The following is a 19,605-nucleotide window of genomic DNA, read 5'->3' as shown; positions in this document are numbered from 1 at the left end:
TCAGGCAACGGGAAAGCGCAGCCGGTTGGCCTCGCGCGCGGCGCCGTATTCCATGATCCGAGCGACCTCGGCGGCGGGCGCCGCGCCGAAGCGCTTCTCGATCAGGTACAGCGTGGCATCGATGCACAGCGTGACGCCGCCGCCGGTGACCACGCGCCCGTTGTCGACCACGAGCGCGGGCTCGGCCTGGACCGCGGGATAACGTTGCCGCAGCTCGTCCAGCGGCGAGGTCTCGGGCGGCACCACCTCGAACTTGGTGGTCGCGCGCAGACCGTCGAGCACGCCGGCCTCGGCCAGGATCATTGCGCCGGTGCACACCGAGCAGACCAGCGCCGTGGGTGCCACGCGGCGCACGAACGCGAGCACGCGCGGATCGCCCGCGGCGGCGCGCCAGCCGGGCCCGCCGGGCACCAGCAGCACGTCGACCTCGCGCACCTCGTCGAAGCGTGTGCTCGGCAGCACCTGCAGGCCGTTGGCGAGTGTGACCGGCGCGCGATCGAAGGACACGGTCTCGTAGCTGAGCTCGGGGATCACGCGCCGGGCCATCGAGACCACGCCGATGGCGGCGAGGTCCACGGGCTCGATGCCCTCGTAGAGCAGGAAAGTCATGCGCATTCGCAAATCTCCGTTCTGGATGAAAGAGGCCATGAAGTCATGGCGGAAGGATCAGGCGCTCGCGCTTGGCGGTGTCGAAGGCATGCGCATCGGCATCGGCCAAGGGCTGGGTATCGACCGCCACAGGCCACTGCGCCGCGAGCCGCGCATTGAGTTCGAGCCAGTCGCGCTGGTCGGGCGCCAGGTCGGCCGCGGGACGGATGGCCTGCACCGGGCACACCATCTCGCACAGGCCGCAGTTGGCGCAGGCGCGCGGGTCGATGACCACGAAGTTCGGTCCTTCGCGGAAGGCGTTCTGCGGGCACACCGACACGCACTCGCCGTAGCGGCACGCGATGCATGCGTCGGTGACGACGAAGGTCATGCACGTGCTCCGCTCAGAAATCGCGCACGGATTCGTCGCGTGTCTCGTGCGCGAAGAAGGCTGCCACCAGGGTCACGAGCGCCAGGCCGATCAGCATGATCGACACGCCCGCGGTGCCGCCGAGCTTGCCCACCAGCAAGGTGGCGAGGATCGGCGCCAGCCCGCCGCCGAGGGCGGCCGACACCTGGAAGCCGAAGGAAGCCCCGGTGTAGCGCACGCGCGCACCGAAGAGCTCGGGGAAGTAGGTGGCCTGCGGACCGAACATCAGGCCGTGGCCGAAGCTCAGTGCCACCGCCGTCGCGGCAATGATGATCCACGGATCGCGCGTGTCCACGAGCCAGAACAGCGGGAACGCGAAGATGATGGTGAAGAGCGTGCCCGCGAAGTAGAACGGACGCCGTCCGATGATGTCCGACAGCCACCCGAACAGCGGAATCGTCACCACCTCAATCGCCGCCGCGACCATGATCGCGTTGAGCAGCATCTCCTTGGGCAGGCCCAGGTTCTTGGTCGCGTAGACCACCATGAACACCGTGAGCATGTAGACCCACGAGACCTCGCAGATCTTCAGGCCCACCGCGATCAGGAAGTTCTTCGGATCGCGGAACACGGCCTCGGCGAAGGGGTTGCGCGCGATCTCCTTCTTGGCCTTCATCTCGAGGAACACCGGCGACTCGGACACCCGCGTGCGGATGAAGGCGCCCAGCGCCACCAGCACCACGCTCAGCAGGAAGGGCACGCGCCAGCCCCAGGACAGGAAGTCCTCCTCGGGCAGCGTCGACACCACCGAATAGACGCCCGCCGACAGGATCAGTCCGATCGGGAAACCGACCTGCACCAGGCTGCCGCACAGGCCGCGCCGGTGCCTGGGTGCATGCTCGAGCACCATCAGCGCCGCCCCGCCCCACTCGCCGCCCAGGCCGATGCCCTGCACGATGCGCAGCACGATGAGCAGCACCGGAGCCCAAATGCCGATCTGCTGGTACGTCGGCAGCAGGCCGATGGCGAAGGTGCCGAGGCCCATGATCGCGAGCGTCAGCAGCAGCATCGACTTGCGGCCCAGCCGGTCGCCGAAGTAGCCGAACACCGCGCCGCCGAAGGGCCGCGCGAAGAAGCCCACCGCCGCGCTGCCCAGTGCCGCCAGCGTGCCCATCAGCGGGTCGTCCGCGGGAAAGAAGATCTTGTTGAAGACCAGCGCGGCGGCGGTGCCGTAGATCAGAAAGTCGTACCACTCGATGATGGTTCCGACCGAACTGGCGAACACGACTCGGCTGATCTCGGAGGTGTCGGTCTCGGCCGATCGTCCCTCCTGGGCCAGGGCGGGGTTTGCGGGGTGATTCATGGTGGTGGCTCTCCGATGCGAGGTTGCGGGCTCTGCTGACGGGGACCGCCCGCCTCAAGGGCGGTGGCGGCGTGGGTTGCCCGTTCTTGTGCACGGGCGATGGAAGCTGCGCGAAGGTTAGTTTTGTTTCCCAATGGGAAACATATCGCTTTCCCTGAGAAGGCCAAATCAACCGTCATCGGGTAAATCCCACATCAGGAGTTGCCCCACTCTGGTGAATTAGTTTCCCATCGGGATACTTTCTCGCAAGAGCCATGCCATCGCAGGCGCGCGCCTTCCACCGCGCGCCTGCGATGGCGCGTGGGTGGGGTTCATCGGTTTGTGAAGGCCTGCAGCGACGCAGGCCTGCTACCCGCTCGAGGCCTCAGGCGGCGCCGTCGCCCAGCAGCTCGGTAAAGCGCTGCTGCACATACAGCGCCGTCGCCCCGAGCGGGCGCCCCGGCAGCCACAGCATGCGCACCGACAGCCGCGGCAAGGCCAGCGACGGGCAAGGCACCTCCTTCAGCGCCTTGCTGAAGCCTTCGTAGCGCGCGATGTTGATGGGCAGCACGGCCCAGCCCAGGTTGTCGGCCACCATCTCGGCCGTGCTGTAGAAGCTGTCGGAGCGCCACACGCGCGGGCTGTAGGCCACCTCGTGCACGTCGTCCGCATGCATCAGCAGTTGCCGTTGCCGGGCCAGGTCCTGGCGTCGCACGGTGCGGCCGTCGGCCAGCGGGTGGTCGCTGGCCACGAACACACCCTGGCGCACGCTGCCGATGTGGCGCTGGTCGAAGCTGGCGCGCACCGGGCCGCGGTCGAAGTGAAAGGCCACGCTGGCGCGCTCCTGCTCGACGTAATCGGCCACCTCGGTCGCGGTGCCGTTCAGCAGCGTGAGCTCGAGGCTCGGAAACTTCGCCGAAATCTCGCGCATCAGCGTGCCGATGGCGGTGTACGGCAGGGCTTCGTCGAGCGCCAGCGACAGCGCGGCCTCGTCGCCCCCGTGCAGCGAGCGGGCGCGCTGGTCGAGCTGCTCGGCCTGCCGCAGCAACTCGCGCGCCTCGAGCAACAGCACCCGGCCCGCGTCGGACAGCTGCGCGTTGCGGCGCGAACGATCGAACAGCGCCACGCCGAGGTCGACTTCGAGCAGCCCGATGGCCGTGCTCACAGCCGACTGGGCTTTGCCCAGATGGCGCGCCGCGGCCGAGAAAGAGCCGCATTCGGCGGTCGTCACGAACTGGCGCAATTGATCGACGGTCCATTCCATTTCGGTCATCCATCTATTTTTCAGATTGATTCCATCTTTATTCATTCATTTCAATGACGCAAGATGGCGCCATGACGAATGTGAACAACAAGACGACGCCAGTGTTCGAACTGAGCTGGTGCAGCGATCCTTCCCAGGCGCAGGCGATGACCGCCCTGTTCCTGCAGCAACTTTCCCCCGCCTACATCTCGCACTCCGAGTTGCAGGAGCAGCGCGCCATTGCGATCGGCGAATGGCGCCCCGACCTGCCCGCCCTCTTCGAAGCCCAGCTGCACGAAACGCTCGCGCTCGACCCGGCCACGGCCAACGCGCGCGTGGCCGTCGCGCGAACCGACGGCGCCTTGGCCGGCTTCGCGCTGGTCTCGATCGACGACACCCGCCGCGCCGCGCGCAGCTTCGCGACGCTCGACGACCTCGTCGTCGATGCGCGCTTCCAGGGCATGGGCCTGGGCGGGCAACTGTTCGACTGGGTCTGCGCCGAGCTGCAGCGCCACGGCGTCCAGCGCCTCTTTCTCGAAAGCGGCATCGGCAACACCCGCGCGCACGACTTCTTTCATGCACGCGGCTGCACGACCGTCTCCGTCACGATGCTCAAGGAACTGGACGGCACCACCGCACAGTCGCACGACCGGAGGGCCACGCCATGAACGGCTTGAACCCCACCGCCAAGAAATGGATCACGCTCGGCATCGTCTCGATGGCGCTGCTGCTGATCGTGGTCGACATGACCGTGCTCTACACCGCGCTGCCCACGCTCACGCACGACCTGGCCGCGTCGGCCACCGAGAAGTTGTGGATCCTCAACGCCTACACCGTGGTCGTCTCCGGCTTCCTGCTGGGCATGGGCGCGCTGGGCGACCGCGTGGGCTACCGGCGCATGTTCGTCGCGGGCCTGGCCGTGTTCGGCGTGGCCTCGCTGTGCGCGGCCTACGCACCGAACCCGGCCGTCCTCATCGCCGCGCGGGCCCTGCTGGGCGTGGGCGCGTCGATGATGATGCCGGCCACGCTGGCGATCCTGCGGCTGGTGTTCACCGACGAGCGCGAGCGCGCCGTGGCGATCGGCGTGTGGGCCTCGGTGGCCTCGGGCGGCGCAGCGCTCGGGCCGGTCGTGGGCGGCGTGCTGCTCGAATACTTCTGGTGGGGTTCCGTGTTTCTCATCAACGTGCCCGTGGTGGTGCTCGCGCTGGTGCTGGCCCTGTGGCTGCTGCCGACGCAGAAGAACACCGGCACGCGCCCGTGGGACTTCATCGGCTCGGTGCAGGTGCTGGTGGGGCTGGTCTTCCTTGTGCTGACCATCAAGGAACTCACGAAGTTCGCGCCCTCGGCCCTCACGGCCGTCATCACCGGCGCACTCGCCGTAGTGGCCATGGCCCTCTTCGTGCGGCGCCAGCGGCGCAGCAGCGCGCCGCTGATCGACTTCCGCCTGTTCCGCAACGCGTACTTCTCGGGCGGCGTGATCGCGGCCATCGTGGCCTCGGTGGCGCTGATCGGTGTCGAGCTGGTGTTCAGCCAGCGACTGCAGCTGGTGGTCGGCCTCACGCCGCTGCAGGCAGGCCTCACCCTGCTGCCGCTGCCGCTGGCCGCCTTCGTGGCGGGGCCGCTCGCGGGCCTGCTGCTGGCGCGCATCGGCTCGCGCCCCGTCATCCTCGGCGGCCTCGTCACCACGGCGCTCGCGCTGTGCGCGCTGGCGCTGGCAGTCGATGCCGGGGGCCTGCTCAAGCCGGCCATCCTCGTGCTGCTGGGGCTGGGCGTGGGTGCGACCATCACGGCAGCGTCCAACGCGGTCATGAACAACGCGCCCGTGGAACACGCCGGCATGGCGGCGTCGATCGAAGAGGTGTCGTACGAACTCGGCGGCGTGCTCGGCATCGCATTGCTGGGCAGCGTGCTCTCGTCGAGCTACACGGCCGCGCTGGTGATTCCCGACGGCCTGGTCGTGCCGGCCTCGGCGAGCGACAGCATCGACGCCGCGCTGCTGGCCGCAGAGACGCTGCCCGCGCCGATTGCCTCGCAGCTCGTGGCGCTCGCGCACACGGCCTTCGACCAGGCCTTCTTCTCGGTGATGACCGTGGCCGTGCTGATCGTGGTTGCAGCGGCCTGCGCCGTGGCGTTCCTCGGCTGGCGGGCCCGCCCGACGGGTGCGCAGCGCACGGAGCGCTGCGCGTAACCGGCCTCAGGCGCTCGCGGCTTCGTCGATCAGTGCGGCCACTTCAGCCGGCATCGACGCCAGCGAGGCATGGCTTGCTGCCAGCGTGATGACCTTCTTCGCGCCCAGCCGAGCCGACATGCGCTCCTGGTTCACGGGCGAGATCATGCGGTCCTCGCTCGAGATCTGGTACCACGACGGCTTCTTCTTCCAAGCCGGCGCCGTGATGGTGTCGCCGAAGGTGCTGGCCAGCGGTGCCTTCTGCGTGAGGCCCATCACCAGGCCTTCTTCGGCGCTCAGGTCCTGGCAGAAGCTCTCGTGGTATTTCTCGGGGATCACCCACAAATAGCCGTCGCTGTCGGGCGCCAGGTTGGGCACGGCCACCGGCGGATGTTCCTGCGTGATGCCGCCGGGGCTTTCGCCCGCATCGGGTGCAAAGGCGGCGATGTACACCAGCCCGACCACGTTGGGCATGTCGCCGGCCTGCGTGATCACCGCGCCGCCATACGAGTGACCGACCAGCAGCACCGGCCCCTGCACCTGCGCCACCATTTTTCGTGTGCGCTCGGCGTCGTCGGCCAGCGAGGTCAGCGGCAGCTCGACCGCGCGGATGGCCGTGTGGCCCTTACGCAAGAGTTCGACGATGACGTTGTGCCAGTGCGCGGCGCCGCCCCAGAAACCATGGACCAGGACGACCGTCGGTTTGTTGTTGCTCATGATTCGCCACCTTCCAGTGAAGAAATAAGACACCGAGCCGCCGGAATGGCGGGCCGGGAAGGTCTTATACGCCTGCGCCCTGCCCGCGTTGTGACAAGACCATCAGCCCATCACCCCGTGCGCACCAGCCCCTGCAGCGCGTCGAGCGACAGCAGTTCAATGCGCCCGTAGCCCAGCGACACCACGCCTTCGGTCGCCAGCGCGTTGAGTTCCTTCGACAGCGTCTGGCGCGTCACGCCGAGCATCATGGCCAGCGCCTCCTGCGACAGCATGAGTTCGTGCCGCAGGTGCACCGACTGCGTGGCGTCGCCGCGCGCCAGCACCAGCAGCCGGTGCGCCACACGCGCGCGCAGACTGCGCAAGGTGGCGTCTTCCGCCAGCCCGTAGAGCATGCGCACACGCGCCGCCAGCATCGCGGCGATGGCGTTCGAAAACGCCACGTCGCGCATCTGCCGCGCAAAGGCCTCGGGTGACACCACCAAGAGGTCGAGCGCTTCGAGCGCGGTGGCGTCGTGCGTGCGCGGCGAGCCGTCGATGAGCGTGATCTCGCCGAACCAGTTGCCCGGCTCCAGCACCGCCAGGATGGCTTCGCGCCCGTCCTGGCGCAGTGACGAAATCTTGATGGTGCCCGCCACCAGCCCGTAGAAGCCGCCGCCCGCCGCGTGGATCGGGTCGCCCTGGCGAAACACCATCGTGCCGCGCCGCACGTGCAGTAGCTCGGCCGCGCCCACCAGCGCGTCGCGCTGCGCGCGCGGCATGCTGGTGAACCACGGGTTGCCGTCGAGCGCGGTGCGGTGCGCGGCTGAGAGCCGCAGCTTGGTCGAGGTGGCCATGGAGGGGAGAAAGACGCCCGGAGGCGGGTTTACCAGAAGCCTGCATTGTCAAATTCTTGACAGTTGAAGGTCAAGCGCAGGTCTACAGTGACCGCCATTCCCCAAGAACGGAGACCCACACGATGAATGCACGGGCAAGTTTCAAGAGCATGCAAGAGAGCACGCGCGAAGACTGGCAACTGATCGGCGGCGAGTTCATGCAGTTCACGGGCGGCCTGCCCGCGCGCGTGATCAAGCACCTGCAGATCCTCGAAGGCGACTACGGCGGCTTTCCGGTCGACCGCTACACGCACTCGCTGCAGACCGCCACGCGCGCGCTGCGCGACGGCCGCGACGAGGAGTACGTGGTGTGCGCGCTGCTGCACGACATCGGCGACACGCTCGGCACCTTCAACCACCCCGACATTGCCGCCGCGATCCTCAAGCCCTTCGTGAGCGAAGCCAACCACTGGATGGTGCAGCACCACGGCATCTTCCAGGGCCACTACTTCTTCCACCACATCGGGCTGGACCGCGACATGCGCGACAACTTCAAGGACCACCCGCACTACGAGCGCACGGCCGAGTTCTGCGCGCTCTACGACAACCCGGCCTTCGACCCCAAGGCCGAGACCCTGCCCATCAGCGAATTCGAACCCATGCTGCGCCGCCTGATGGCGCAGCCCAAGCAGAGCATCTACAAGACCGTGCTCACCGAGCAGGCCACGGCCTGACCCCCGACAAAGGACACACGACCATGAACGCAACCTCCGCCTCCGAAATCCAGAAACTCGTCTCCGCCGAAGAATGGCAACTGCGCGTCGACCTTGCCGCCTGCTACCGCCTGGTGGCGCTGTACGGCTGGAGCGACCTGGTGTTCACGCACATCAGCGCGCGCGTGCCCGGCCCCGAGCACCACTTCCTGATCAACCCCTACGGTTTGATGTTCGACGAGATCACGGCGTCGAGCCTCGTGAAGGTCGACCAGCAGTGCAACAAGATCATCGACTCGCCCTACCCCGTGAACCCGGCCGGCTTCGTGATCCACAGCGCCGTGCATGCCGCGCGCGAAGACATCCAGTGCGTGCTGCACACCCACACCAAGGCCGGCATTGCCGTGAGCGCGCAGAAGAACGGCGTGCTGCCCATCAGCCAGCAGTCGACCTTCGTGCTGGCCTCGCTGGCGTACCACGACTACGAAGGCGTGGCCTTCCGCGACGACGAGAAGCCGCGCCTGCAGGCGGACATGGGCCATGCCAACTTCCTCATGCTGCGCAACCACGGCCTGCTGACCTGCGGCAAGACCATTGCCGACGCCTTCCTTTCGATGTACACCTTCGAGAACACCTGCCAGATCCAGATCGCCGCGCAGGCCGGCGGTGGCGAACTCACGCACGTGAACCCGAAGATCATCGAGGGCGTGGGCCAGGCGATGAAGGTGCAAAGCGGCGGTCTGGGCGGCATGTTCGTCTGGCCTTCGCTGATCCGCAAACTCGACCGCCTCGACGACAGCTACAAACAATAAGACGCGTCGGCCCCGGTTTCCACGGCTGCCAGCGCCCGCGCGACGGGTGCCGGCAGCCATTTTTTTAAGCAGAAGAACGAAAGAGGAGACGAACCCATGGACACCACGCTCATCGTGACCCGGTTCCTGTTCGGCGCGCTCGCGCTCGTGATGTTCGGGCTGGGGCTGTCGCTCTCGCTCGCCGACTTCCGGCGCCTGTTCAAGCACCCGAAGGCCGTGACCCTCGCGCTCGTGCTGCAGGTCATCGGCCTGCCGCTGGCCTGCTACGCGATCATCGTGGGCTTCGGGCTGTCGCCGGTGTTCGCCATCGGGCTCATGCTGCTGGCGGCCTCGCCGGGCGGCATCTCGGCGAACCTGTTCTCGCACCTGTTCGGCGGCAACGTGGCGATGAACATCTCGCTCACCGCGGTGAACACGCTGCTGTCGATCGTCACGCTGCCGCTCATCGCCAACTGGGCCATCAACCACTTCGCGCCGAGCGGGCAGGTGGTGCCGCTACAGACGCGCAAGCTGGTCGAGGTGATCGCCATCGTGCTGGTGCCGGTGGCCATTGGCATGTTCGTGGCGTCGCGCCGGCCCGGCTTCGCGGCGCGCATGGAAAAGCCGACCAAGATCTTCAGCGGCGTGGTGCTCGCGGTGGTCACCGTGCTCGCCATCGCCAACGAGTGGAAGACCATCACCTCGACCTTCGCCGAGATCGGCGTGCCGGTGCTGCTGTTCAACCTCGTGAGCCTGCTCGCGGGCTACTACCTGAGCCGCGCGGCCGGCCTCGACAAGCCACTGGCCACCGCCATCAGCTACGAGATCGGCATCCACAACTCCACGCTCGCCATCTTCATCGCGGTGAGCGTGCTCGGGAGTTTTCCGCTCGCGCTGCCGGCCGCGATCTACTCGGTGGTGATGTACATCACGGCCCCGCTGTTCGGATGGTTGCTGCTGCGACGCGGTCAACCGGCTACCGTGCCTGCGCCATGATGCGCGCATGGAACTGAGACAACTGCGCTACTTTGTCAAGGTCTGCGAGCTGCGCAGCATGGGCCGCGCGGCGGTGGAGCTGGGGGTGGTCACCTCGGCGCTGAGCCAGCAGATCAGCCGGCTCGAAGGCGAACTCGCGACGCGGCTGCTGCGCCGCCATTCGACCGGCGTCATGCCCACCGACGCGGGCCTGGCCTTCCTGCACCAGGCGCAGCTCACCTTGCGCCACGCCGACGACGCGGTGCGTGCCGCGCAGCAGGCGCGCCTGTCGGGCCATGTGAGCGTGGGCCTGGCGCCCACCACCGCCACCGTGCTGGGCGTGCCGCTCATGCAGGCCATGCAGGCGCGCTACCCCGAGGTGCGGCTGCACATGGTCGAGGCGCTGTCGGGCCATCTCACGACGATGTTGCATGCACGCCAACTCGACCTGGCCGTGCTGTTCCAGACCGACACGCCGCGGCGCTGGAGCGTACTGCCTCTGCTGGCGGAAAAACTGTTCGTGATCGCGTCGCCGAATCTCGCGCAACGTCCTACCGGCAGCAAAGTTCGCCTATCGCAGCTGGCCGAAGTGCCGCTCATCTTGCCCAGTGGCAGCCACGGCCTGCGTGCCACGCTGATGGCGGCTTTCGCGCGAGCCCGCATTTCGCCGCGCATCGTCGCAGAGGTGGATGGCTTGGCATTGTTGATGGACGCAGTACGCGCCGGCCACGGCGCCACCATCCAGCCCGGTGCCGCTACCGCGCGCCATGATCGCGACGACCTCGAACTCACACAAATCTCCGACGCCCACGTTGGGCGCCGCAACCTGCTCGTGAGCCTGTCGGACGACGAGCTTTCGCCGGCGGCACTGGCGGCACGTGTGGTGCTTGCCGAGACGGCCCGCACGCTCGTCAGCGAAGGTCGTTGGGCCGGCGCCAGTCTTCACTAAAGCTGAACACCTGTTGCCTCTTTCGGCCTTTCGCGTGAAGGCCATGCTCTCTAGAGTCTCCTGCATTCCAAGGAGACCCACGAGTGATAGACGTACTGGTTGTCGGTGGCGGCAATGCCGCGCTGTGCGCCGCCCTGATGGCACGCGAGGCCGGCGCTTCGGTGTTGCTGCTGGAGGCCTCGCCCCAAGCGTGGCGCGGCGGCAATTCGCAGCACACCCGCAACCTGCGCTGCATGCACGACGCACCGCAGGACGTGCTGGTCGAGGCCTACCCTGAAGAAGAGTATTGGCAAGACCTGCTGAAGGTGACCGGCGGCCTCACCGATGAGCACCTCGCGCGCCTCGTGATCCGCGCCTCGTCGAACTGCCGCGACTGGATGCGCCGCCACGGCGTGCATTTCCAGCCGCCACTGTCGGGTGCGCTGCATGTGGCGCGCACCAACGCCTTCTTCATGGGCGGCGGCAAGGCGCTCGTCAATGCCTACTACCGCAGCGCCGAAGCGCTCGGCGTGCAGATCCGCTACGACACGCCCGTGGCCTCGGTTGAACTCGACGGCGACCGCTTCGTGGCCGTGCGCACAGAAGCCGGCGAACGCATCGAAGCGAAGAGCTGCGTGCTCGCCTCGGGCGGCTTCGAATCGAACCGCGAATGGCTGCGCGAAGCCTGGGGCCAGAACGAGCGCGGCGAGTGGCCGGCCGACAACTTCCTGATCCGCGGCACGCGCTTCAACCAGGGCGTGCTGCTGAAACACATGATCGCCGCGGGCGCCGACAGCATCGGTGATCCATCGCAGGGCCACATGGTCGCCATCGACGCGCGCGCACCGCTGTACGACGGCGGCATCTGCACGCGCATCGACTGCGTGTCGCTCGGCGTGGTGGTCAACCGCGACGCGCAGCGCTTCTACGACGAGGGCGAAGACTTCTGGCCCAAGCGCTATGCGATCTGGGGCCGACTCGTGGCGCAGCAACCGGGGCAGATCGCGTGGTCGGTCATCGACCAGCAGGCGGTCGGCCGCTTCATGCCGCCCGTGTTCACCGGCACGCAGGCGACCACGCTCGGCGAACTCGCGCAGAAGATCGGCCTGGACGAAGCCACCTTCGTGCGCACCGTGCAGGACTACAACACCGCGTGCCGCGTCGGCCGCTTCGACCACACCGCGCTGGACGATTGCCACACCGAAGGCCTCGCGCCCGCCAAGACGCACTGGGCGCGCCCGATCGACACCGCGCCCTTCTACGCCTACCCGCTGCGCCCCGGCATCACCTTCACGTACCTGGGCCTGAAGGTGGACGAGACCGCCGCCGTTCGCTTCGGTGGACGCCCAAGCCCCAACCTCTTCGTGGCCGGCGAAATGATGGCCGGCAATGTGCTGGGCAAGGGCTACACGGCGGGCGTCGGCATGAGCATCGGCACGGCCTTCGGGCGCATCGCCGGCACGCAGGCTGCGAACGCGGCAAAGAACCATTCGAAGCATCTCCCGGAGACCGCCCTTGCAGCAGCTCACTGACCTCGTCGCACGCGCCCGTGCGGATGCCGACGGCATCGGCAGCACCCCGTCGCCATCGCAGCGCGTGATCCCGATCCAGCCCGCGCTGCCGTTGAGCGCCTCCGAAAGCGAGGTCGCGCGCATCCTGCAGATCTGCAACGCCTGCCGCTACTGCGAGGGCTTCTGTGCCGTGTTCCCCGCGATGACGCGCCGGCTCGAATTCGGCAAGGCCGACACGCACTACCTCGCGAACCTCTGCCACAACTGCGGTTCGTGCCTGCATGCCTGCCAGTACGCGCCGCCGCACGAGTTCGCGGTCAACGTGCCGCAGGCGATGGCGCAGGTGCGCCTGCAGACGTACCACGACTACGCTTGGCCGCCCGCGATGGGCGCGCTCTACAAGAAGGCCGGGCTCACCGTGGCACTCGCACTGGCGGGTGGGCTCGCGCTGTTCCTCGTGCTGGCCGTGGCGATGTCGGGTTCGCTCTTGCACGAACCGCTCGCGGGCAACTTCTACGCGATCTTTCCGCACAACTTCCTGGCGCTGGTGTTCGGCGCGGTGTTCCTGTTCATGATGTTCGCGCTGGCCATGGGCACGCGCCGCTTCTGGCGCGAGGTCTCGCCCGCGAACGACCCCGGCAACGCGCCCGACCTGCCGGGCGTGCGCCGCGCAGCGAGCGCCGAAGCCGCGCACGACGCGCTGCGCCTGACCTACCTCGACGGCGGCCACGGCGAAGGCTGCAACAACGAAGACGATCGCTTCACGCTGTGGCGCCGGCGTTTTCATCACTTCACCTTCTACGGCTTCATGCTGTGCTTCGCTTCCACCTGCGTGGCGACGCTGTACCACTACCTGTTCGACCTGCACGCCCCCTATGCGCTCACGAGCCTGCCGGTGCTGCTGGGCACCGCGGGCGGCATCGGTCTCGTGATCGGCCCCGTCGGCCTGCTGTGGCTCAACCTGCGTCGCCACGCCGCGCACGGCGACGCAGCGCAGCGGCCGATGGACCGCGGCTTCATCGCGCTGCTGCTGCTCACGAGCCTCACGGGCCTCGCACTGCTCACGTGGCGCGACACGACGTTCATGGCGCTGCTGCTCGCGGTGCACCTGGGCGTGGTGATGGCGCTCTTTCTCACGCTGCCCTACGGCAAGTTCGCGCACGGCATCTTCCGCTGCGCGGCGCTGTTGAAGTTCGCGATCGAGAAGCGCCTGCCCAGCCGGCTGCGGCTGGGTGCGGACTGACCCGCAGGGCGGGGGTCAGACAAGCCCCTACGGCCAGGGCGGAAACCCGCTGGCCCGGGCCGACGGGTGTTGTCTGCAGAATAGGCGGCCATGCATGTTCGAAAAGCCGCTGTTCTCGCCCTCGTCCTGTCCGCCCTCTCCCTCCCCGCCCTGATTCCCCCCGCCACCGCGGCGTCCGTTCCCAAAGCTCTCCAGCCCTCTCACCCGTCCCAGGCACTCGACGCGGCCGATGCCCGCATCGAGTCGCTGATCGCGCGCATGACGCCGCAGGAAAAAGCCGGCCAGCTCAGCCTCTACGGCCCGGCCGACATCAACACGCCGAACAACCCGCAGGCCGGCTGGCGCAACGGGCAGCAGGAGACCGAGGACGTGCGCAACGGGCGCCTCACGGGCCTCTTCAACAACGCCGGCCTCGAAGGCAAGCGACGGCTGCAGCAGGTGGCGGTGCGCGAGTCTCGCCTCGGCATTCCACTGATCTTCGGTGCCGACGTGATCCACGGCTTTCGCACGATCTTCCCGATGCCGCTGGCCGAGGCTTCGAGCTGGGAGCCCGCGCTGGCCGAGCGCACCGCGCGCGCGGCGGCGGTCGAGGCCACGGCCGACGGCTTCCGCTGGACCTTCGCGCCCATGGTCGACATCGCGCGCGACGCGCGCTGGGGCCGCGGCCTCGAAGGCGTGGGCGAAGACCCGTACCTCGCGCGCCAGTTCGCAGCGGCGCGCGTGCGCGGCTTCCAGGGCAGCAACCTCGCGAACGCCGATTCGATGCTCGCCACGCCCAAGCACTTCGCGGCCTACGGCGCGGCCGAGGGCGGGCTCGACTACAACACGAGCGAAATTTCCGAGCGCACGCTGCGCGAGGTCTACCTGCCGCCGTTCCGCGCGGCGCTCGATGCGGGCGCGTTGTCGGTCATGAGCGCCTTCAACGAGATCGGCGGCGTTCCTTCGACCGCCAACCCCGCGCTGCTCACCGGCGTGCTGCGCGACGAGTGGAAGTTCAAGGGCTTCGTGGTGTCCGACTACACGGCCGACGAGGAACTCATCGAGCACGGCCACGCCGCCAACAGCCGCGAGGCCGCCAAGCTGGCCTTCATGGCCGGCACCGACGTGAGCATGCAAAGCGGCCTGTACATCCGCCACCTGCCCGACCTCGTGGCCTCGGGCGAGGTGCCGATGGCGCGGCTCGACGAGGCCGTGCGGCGCGTGCTGCGGGTCAAGCTCAAGCTCGGCCTCTTCGACGACCCGATGCGCGGCCTCGACGGCCAGCCCGCCGACCAGCGCGTGGAGAACCCCGATTTCATCGCGCTGGCCCGCGAGAGCGCGCGTCGCTCGATCGTGATGCTGAAGAACGAAGGCCAGCTGCTGCCGCTGGCCAAGACCGGCCCGCAGAAGATCGCGCTGATCGGCCCCTTCGCCGAAGGCACGAAGGATTTGATGGGCTCCTGGAGCCTGTTCCCGGGCCAGTCCGCGCCCGTGGGCATCGACGAAGGCCTGCATGCTGCGCTGGGCATCGAGGCTTCGCGGCTGACCGTCACGCGTGGTGCGAACGTCGAGTCGCCCCTGCCCGGCGGCATCGAAACCGCCGTGGCCGCCGCGCGCGACGCCGACGTGGTGGTGCTGGCCATCGGCGAGAGCCAGAAGATGTCGGGCGAGTCGCGCTCGCGCAGCGACATCGGCCTGCCGCAGGCGCAACAGGACCTGGCCGAAGCCGTGGCCGCCACGGGCAAGCCGGTGGTCGTGCTGCTGAGCAACGGCCGCGCGATGGCGCTCAAGGGTGCGGTGCGCAATGCGCGCACCATCCTCGTGACCTGGTTCCTCGGCGTGCAGACCGGCCATGCGATTGCCGACGTGGTGTTCGGCGACGCCAACCCCTCGGGCCGCCTGCCCGTGAGCTTTCCGCAGACTGCTGGCCAGGTGCCCTACTACTACGCCCACAAGCGCACCGGTCGCCCTTCGCCCGAGAGCGCGCCGGGCACAGCCTTCAAGACCCGTTATCTGGACGCGACGAACGAGGCGCTGTACCCCTTCGGTTTCGGCATCGGCTACGCGCCGGTGCGCTACGACCAGGTCGAGCTGAGCAGCGACCGCCTCGCCATCGGCAAGACGCTGCGCGTGCGCGCCACCGTCACGAACACGGGCACGCGCGAGGCGGAAGAAGTGGTGCAGCTGTACCTGGCGCAGCGCGCCGCGAGCGTGACGCGGCCGGTGCGTGAGCTGAAGAATTTCCGCAAGGTGCGGATCGCGCCGGGTGCATCGGAGGTGGTCGAGTTCACTGTCGGCGATGACGATCTGCAGTTTCTGGGGCGGGACATGAAACCGGTGATCGAGCCGGGTGAGATCGACTTGTGGGTCGCGCCTTCTGCGGCAGGCGGGATTCAGAAGCGCTTCGTATTGACGCGGGAGTGAACTGACGCGCGAGCTAGCTCGCTTGCCGCAGTCGTCGCACCACACCGGTCACAGCACACGCTGTGACAGCGCCGACGAAAAAAGCTGCGCCCCTTCGCTGCGCAGCAAGGTCACGAGACGCCGCGCGGCCGGCGACAGGTAGCCCTCCTTGCGGTACGTGACACCCAGGTGGCGGCGCAGCGTGGTCTCCTTGAGCGGCACCTCGCGCAGCGTGCCTTCGCGCCCGGCCGCGCCGAGCGTGTGACGCGACAGGAAGCTCAACATGTCGGAGCGCGAGATGAGGCGCGGCAGCAGCGGGATCGAGTTCACGTTGATCTGCACCGCAGGCAGCGGCAGCCCGCGCGACTGAAAGGCCGCATCGAGCCACTGGCGGCTGGGAATGGGGTCGGCGGGCAGCACCCAGCGCCATTGCAGCAGCGATTTCATCGTGATCTTCGGCAGGTCGAACACCGGGTGCTGCGGGCTGGCGGCGACCACCACCACGTCCTCGACGATCGAATGCGTGACAAAGGCCGGGTCGTGCTCGGGCATGAGGCCGATCAAGAGGTCGATGGCGCCTTCGCGCAGCCGCTCGCGCAGCGCCATGCTGGGCGCGACGGTGATGTCGATGCGCGTGTCGCCGGCCTCGGCCAGCAGCAGGTTGCACACCTCGGGCAGCACGTGGTCGGCCGCAATGGGCCCGCTGCCGATGCGCACATGGCCCGCGTTGCCCTTGGCGAAATCGCTCACCTCGCGCAGCGCCTCTTCGGTGGCGCCGCGCAACAGCCGGGCCCGCGCGAGCAGCACCTCGCCCACCGCCGTGAGCTGGATGCCTCGGCCCTTGCGCTCGAACAGCGCGCTGCCGAAGGCCTCCTCGAGCCGCTGCACCGCCTTGGTCAGCGCGGGCTGCGTGCGGCCCAGCTTGTCGGCGGCCTGGCCCAGGTGGCCCGTGTCGGCGACCACCTCGAAATATTTCAGGTCGCGCAGCTGGATGTCCATTCATAGCTCCAAGGAATCGTTGAATGAACATTATCGATTGGACGGAATGAATGGCGATTTCCACAATCCAGCCCATACCGACCCTCGAACGACCTTTTTCTTCCTCCATGAACCCCACCGTCCTGGTCACGGCGCCACGGCTTGCCACCGCCGGCGCTGACCTTCTCGCCGAAGCCGGCGCCCGCGTCATCTACCTTACGAATGCAGACAGCGTTGAAGAAGTCGAGCAACTGATGGCGAGCGAGCCCATCGACGCCGTCATCTCGCGCACCGTGCAGCTGTCGGCCCGCGCCATCGCCGCGTGCCCGACGCTGAAAGTGATCTCCAAGCACGGCGTGGGCGTGAGCAACATCGACGTCGAGGCCGCCACCGCGCGCGGCATTCCGGTCTACGTCACGCCCGGCGCCAACGCACAGTCGGTCGCCGAGATGACGCTCGGCCTGATGCTCGCCGCCGCCCGCCGCATCGGCTGGATGGACCGCGAGCTGCACGGCGGCCGCTGGTCGCGCGCGCAAGATGGCGTGGAGCTGCATGGCAAGACGCTGGGCCTCGTCGGCTTCGGCCAGATCGGCCAGCGCGTGGCCCGGGTGGGCCTCGCGCTCGGCATGCAGGTGGCCGCATTCGACCCGGCGTTGGGCAACGGCCCGAGCCCGGTGGCCGGCGTGCGGCTTCTGCCGTCGTTCGATGCACTGCTGCCGCTGAGCGATGTGCTCAGCCTGCACGTGCCGCTCAACCGCCACACGCGCCAGATGCTCGGCGCCGCGCAGCTTGCGGCACTGCCGCGCGGCGCGATCGTCGTCAACACGGCGCGCGGCGAAGTGATTGACGAGCCCGCGCTCATCGCCGCGCTGCAAAGCGGCCAGCTGCACGCGGCCGGCCTCGACACCATGGCCGACGAACCCCTGCCCGCCGGCAGCCCGCTGGCCGCCCTGCCCAACGTGGTGCTCACGCCGCATGTCGGCGGCTCCACGCCCGCCGCGCTCGCGGGCATGGCCAGCGGCGCCGGACGCAACGTGCTGGGCTGGCTGCAAGGCCACCCGGTCGATCCTTCGGCCTGCGTGAATCCGCAGGTCCTGTCTTCACCCCTTCTGCACGGAATCACCGCATGACCGCCCCACTCTCCTGGCCGCCCGGCTACCGCATCAACCCGCGCGCGCCCGGCCCCGACGCCGCCCTCGTCGACGCCTTCCGCACGCTGCCCGTGGCGGCCATCGGCGATGCGATGAGCCGCAACGTCGGCACCGTCGGCCTGCGCCAGTACCACGCGCGGCTCGACACCGTGCTGTGCGGCCCTGCCGTCACCGTGCGCGTGCGGCCCGGCGACAACCTGATGATCCACAAGGCGCTGATGATGGTCGCGCCGGGCGACGTGCTCGTGATCGACGGCGGCGGCGACGTCACGCAGGCGCTGGTCGGCGGCCTGATGCGCACCACCTGCATCGCGCGCCAACTGGGCGGCCTCGTCATCGACGGCGCCGTGCGCGACCTGTGCGAATGGGCCGAAGACGGCATGCCGATCTTCGCGCGCGGCCACACGCACCGCGGGCCCAGCAAGGACGGCCCCGGCGAAGTGAACGTGCCCGTCTCGTGCGCGGGCCTGGTCGTGATGCCGGGCGACCTCGTGGTCGGTGACGCCGATGGCGTCATCGCCGTGCCGGCCGCCGAAGCGGCCGACGTGCTCGCGAAGACGCGGGCCCACCTGGCGCGCGAAGCCAAGATCCGCGAAACCAACCGCACAGGCACCGCCGACCCCGAGCGTTTCGACGCCGTGCTGCGCGCCAAGGGCCTGCCGGTCTGAGCGGCAGCCACGAGATCACCAGAACACGAACACCCCAGGAGACAAGACATGAACCGTAGAGACTTTCTGCAGACCACCGCCTTCGCATCCCTCGCCCAAGCGGCGGGCATGGCCTACGCCCAAGGCGACTGGCCCCAGCGGCCCGTGAAGCTGATCGTGCCCTTCACGCCCGGCGGTGGCACCGACGCGACCTCGCGCCTCATTGCCGAACGCCTCACCTCGCTCGAGCGCTGGACCGTCGTCGTCGACAACAAGCCCGGCGCGGCCGGCAACATCGGCCTCGACGCCGTGGCCAAGGCCGCGCCCGACGGCTACACGATCGGCATGGGGCAAACGTCGAACCTCACGATCAACCCCTGGCTCTATTCGAAGATGCCTTTCGAGGCGCTGAAAGATTTTTCGCCCATCGCCGAAGTGGCGTCGCAGCCCGTCGTGCTCGCCGTGCGCGCCGACTCGCCGCTGCGCACACTGGCCGACTTCATCAAAGCCGCGAAGGCGAAGCCGGGCGAGTTCAGCATCGCGCAGGCCGGCAACGGCACCGTGGGGCACCTGGCCGGCGAAATGCTGGCGCGCCGCGCGGGCATCAAGGTCATGCAGGTGCCCTACAAGGGCGCGGGCCCGGCCATGAACGACCTGATCAGCGGGCAGATCGCGCTGTACTTCGGCAGCAGCGTGTCGGTGATGTCGCAGCTGTCGAACGGCCGCGCCCGCGCGCTGGCTGTCACCTCGGCCAAGCGCCTGCCCGCATTGCCGAACGTGCCCACCGTGGCCGAGCAGGGTTTCGCGGGCTTCGAGGCCACCACCTGGGTAGGCCTCGTCGGGCCGGCCGGCCTGCCCGCCGACGTGATCAACCGCATCAACGCGGCCGTGGTGAAGACCGTGGCGCGCAAGGACGTGCAGGACAAGCTCGCGCAGGAAGGCAGCGTGCCCGCCAGCGGCACGCCGCAGCAGTTCGACGCCTACATCCGCGCCGAGCACGCCAAGTGGGGCGCGCTGATCCGCGAAGCCGACATCAAGCTGGACTGA

General features: G+C 68.4%; 19 protein-coding genes. 12 read left to right on the top strand and 7 right to left on the bottom strand.

Annotated features, from left to right (window positions below):
* From IG196_RS12670 to IG196_RS12655, 4 genes are all read right to left on the bottom strand, one after another.
* Complete coding sequence (locus IG196_RS12670; protein ID WP_192196437.1) at positions 1-615, bottom strand: DJ-1/PfpI family protein; 615 nt, start codon at positions 613-615, stop codon at positions 1-3.
* Between the two features lie 37 nt (positions 616-652).
* Entirely contained in the window at positions 653-979 is a 327-nt protein-coding gene (locus IG196_RS12665; RefSeq protein ID WP_192196436.1) for a ferredoxin family protein, read from the bottom strand.
* Between the two features lie 13 nt (positions 980-992).
* Entirely contained in the window at positions 993-2,321 is a 1,329-nt protein-coding gene (locus IG196_RS12660; RefSeq protein WP_192196435.1) for an MFS transporter, read from the bottom strand.
* 364 nt (positions 2,322-2,685) lie between these two features.
* Entirely contained in the window at positions 2,686-3,564 is an 879-nt protein-coding gene (locus IG196_RS12655; protein WP_192196995.1) for a LysR family transcriptional regulator, read from the bottom strand.
* A 71-nt stretch (positions 3,565-3,635) separates the two neighbouring features.
* Here IG196_RS12655 and IG196_RS12650 point away from each other — a divergent pair, with 71 nt between their 5' ends.
* Positions 3,636-4,211 (top strand): GNAT family N-acetyltransferase, encoded by a 576-nt coding sequence (locus tag IG196_RS12650; RefSeq protein ID WP_192196434.1) that lies wholly within the window; start codon positions 3,636-3,638, stop codon positions 4,209-4,211.
* Positions 4,208-5,731 (top strand): MFS transporter, encoded by a 1,524-nt coding sequence (locus tag IG196_RS12645; RefSeq protein ID WP_192196433.1) that lies wholly within the window; start codon positions 4,208-4,210, stop codon positions 5,729-5,731. The genes IG196_RS12650 and IG196_RS12645 overlap by 4 nt, the downstream gene beginning before the upstream one ends.
* Before the next feature lie 6 nt (positions 5,732-5,737).
* Here IG196_RS12645 and IG196_RS12640 read toward each other — a convergent pair whose 3' ends face one another.
* Positions 5,738-6,427: an alpha/beta hydrolase gene (locus IG196_RS12640; protein ID WP_101492846.1), complete on the bottom strand. Its 690-nt coding sequence runs from the start codon at positions 6,425-6,427 to the stop codon at positions 5,738-5,740.
* Between the two features lie 110 nt (positions 6,428-6,537).
* Positions 6,538-7,260: a Crp/Fnr family transcriptional regulator gene (locus IG196_RS12635; RefSeq protein WP_192196432.1), complete on the bottom strand. Its 723-nt coding sequence runs from the start codon at positions 7,258-7,260 to the stop codon at positions 6,538-6,540.
* A 122-nt stretch (positions 7,261-7,382) separates the two neighbouring features.
* Here IG196_RS12635 and IG196_RS12630 point away from each other — a divergent pair, with 122 nt between their 5' ends.
* The 7 genes from IG196_RS12630 (at position 7,383) to IG196_RS12600 (ending at position 15,803) form a co-directional block, all read left to right on the top strand.
* Positions 7,383-7,973, top strand: coding sequence for an HD domain-containing protein (locus IG196_RS12630; protein WP_192196431.1), 591 nt, complete (start codon positions 7,383-7,385; stop codon positions 7,971-7,973).
* A gap of 23 nt (positions 7,974-7,996) precedes the next feature.
* Entirely contained in the window at positions 7,997-8,764 is a 768-nt protein-coding gene (locus IG196_RS12625; RefSeq protein ID WP_192196430.1) for a class II aldolase/adducin family protein, read from the top strand.
* 96 nt (positions 8,765-8,860) lie between these two features.
* The gene (locus tag IG196_RS12620) at positions 8,861-9,739 is read left to right on the top strand and encodes a bile acid:sodium symporter family protein (RefSeq protein ID WP_192196429.1); all 879 of its coding nucleotides are present in this window, start codon (positions 8,861-8,863) and stop codon (positions 9,737-9,739) included.
* Positions 9,740-9,746: 7 nt separating this feature from the next.
* On the top strand, positions 9,747-10,667 hold the full coding sequence (locus IG196_RS12615; RefSeq protein WP_192196428.1) for a LysR family transcriptional regulator: 921 nt from the start codon (positions 9,747-9,749) through the stop codon (positions 10,665-10,667).
* A gap of 83 nt (positions 10,668-10,750) precedes the next feature.
* On the top strand, positions 10,751-12,178 hold the full coding sequence (gene tcuA, locus IG196_RS12610; protein WP_192196427.1) for an FAD-dependent tricarballylate dehydrogenase TcuA: 1,428 nt from the start codon (positions 10,751-10,753) through the stop codon (positions 12,176-12,178).
* A complete protein-coding gene (gene tcuB / locus IG196_RS12605; protein WP_318646648.1) occupies positions 12,162-13,400 on the top strand; it encodes a tricarballylate utilization 4Fe-4S protein TcuB in 1,239 nt (412 codons plus the stop codon). The genes tcuA and tcuB overlap by 17 nt, the downstream gene beginning before the upstream one ends.
* Before the next feature lie 90 nt (positions 13,401-13,490).
* Positions 13,491-15,803 carry a glycoside hydrolase family 3 N-terminal domain-containing protein gene (locus IG196_RS12600; RefSeq protein WP_192196426.1) on the top strand — a complete coding sequence of 771 codons (2,313 nt, stop codon included), beginning with the start codon at positions 13,491-13,493 and terminating at the stop codon, positions 15,801-15,803.
* A 48-nt stretch (positions 15,804-15,851) separates the two neighbouring features.
* Here the strand turns inward: IG196_RS12600 and IG196_RS12595 are convergent, their stop codons facing one another.
* A complete protein-coding gene (locus IG196_RS12595; protein WP_192196425.1) occupies positions 15,852-16,781 on the bottom strand; it encodes a LysR family transcriptional regulator in 930 nt (309 codons plus the stop codon).
* A gap of 107 nt (positions 16,782-16,888) precedes the next feature.
* Here IG196_RS12595 and IG196_RS12590 point away from each other — a divergent pair, with 107 nt between their 5' ends.
* From IG196_RS12590 to IG196_RS12580, 3 genes are read left to right on the top strand one after another with little or no spacing between them, the layout of a single operon-like run.
* Entirely contained in the window at positions 16,889-17,890 is a 1,002-nt protein-coding gene (locus IG196_RS12590; RefSeq protein ID WP_192196424.1) for a hydroxyacid dehydrogenase, read from the top strand.
* A complete protein-coding gene (locus tag IG196_RS12585) occupies positions 17,887-18,579 on the top strand; it encodes an RraA family protein (protein WP_153284606.1) in 693 nt (230 codons plus the stop codon). The genes IG196_RS12590 and IG196_RS12585 overlap by 4 nt, the downstream gene beginning before the upstream one ends.
* 48 nt (positions 18,580-18,627) lie before the next feature.
* Entirely contained in the window at positions 18,628-19,605 is a 978-nt protein-coding gene (locus IG196_RS12580) for a Bug family tripartite tricarboxylate transporter substrate binding protein (protein ID WP_192196423.1), read from the top strand.

Origin of the sequence: Variovorax sp. 38R (assembly GCF_014843395.1) — a bacterium.
Taxonomy (GTDB): Bacteria; Pseudomonadota; Gammaproteobacteria; order Burkholderiales; family Burkholderiaceae_C; genus Variovorax; species Variovorax paradoxus_H.
This window is presented reverse-complemented; position numbering and strand designations above follow the sequence as displayed.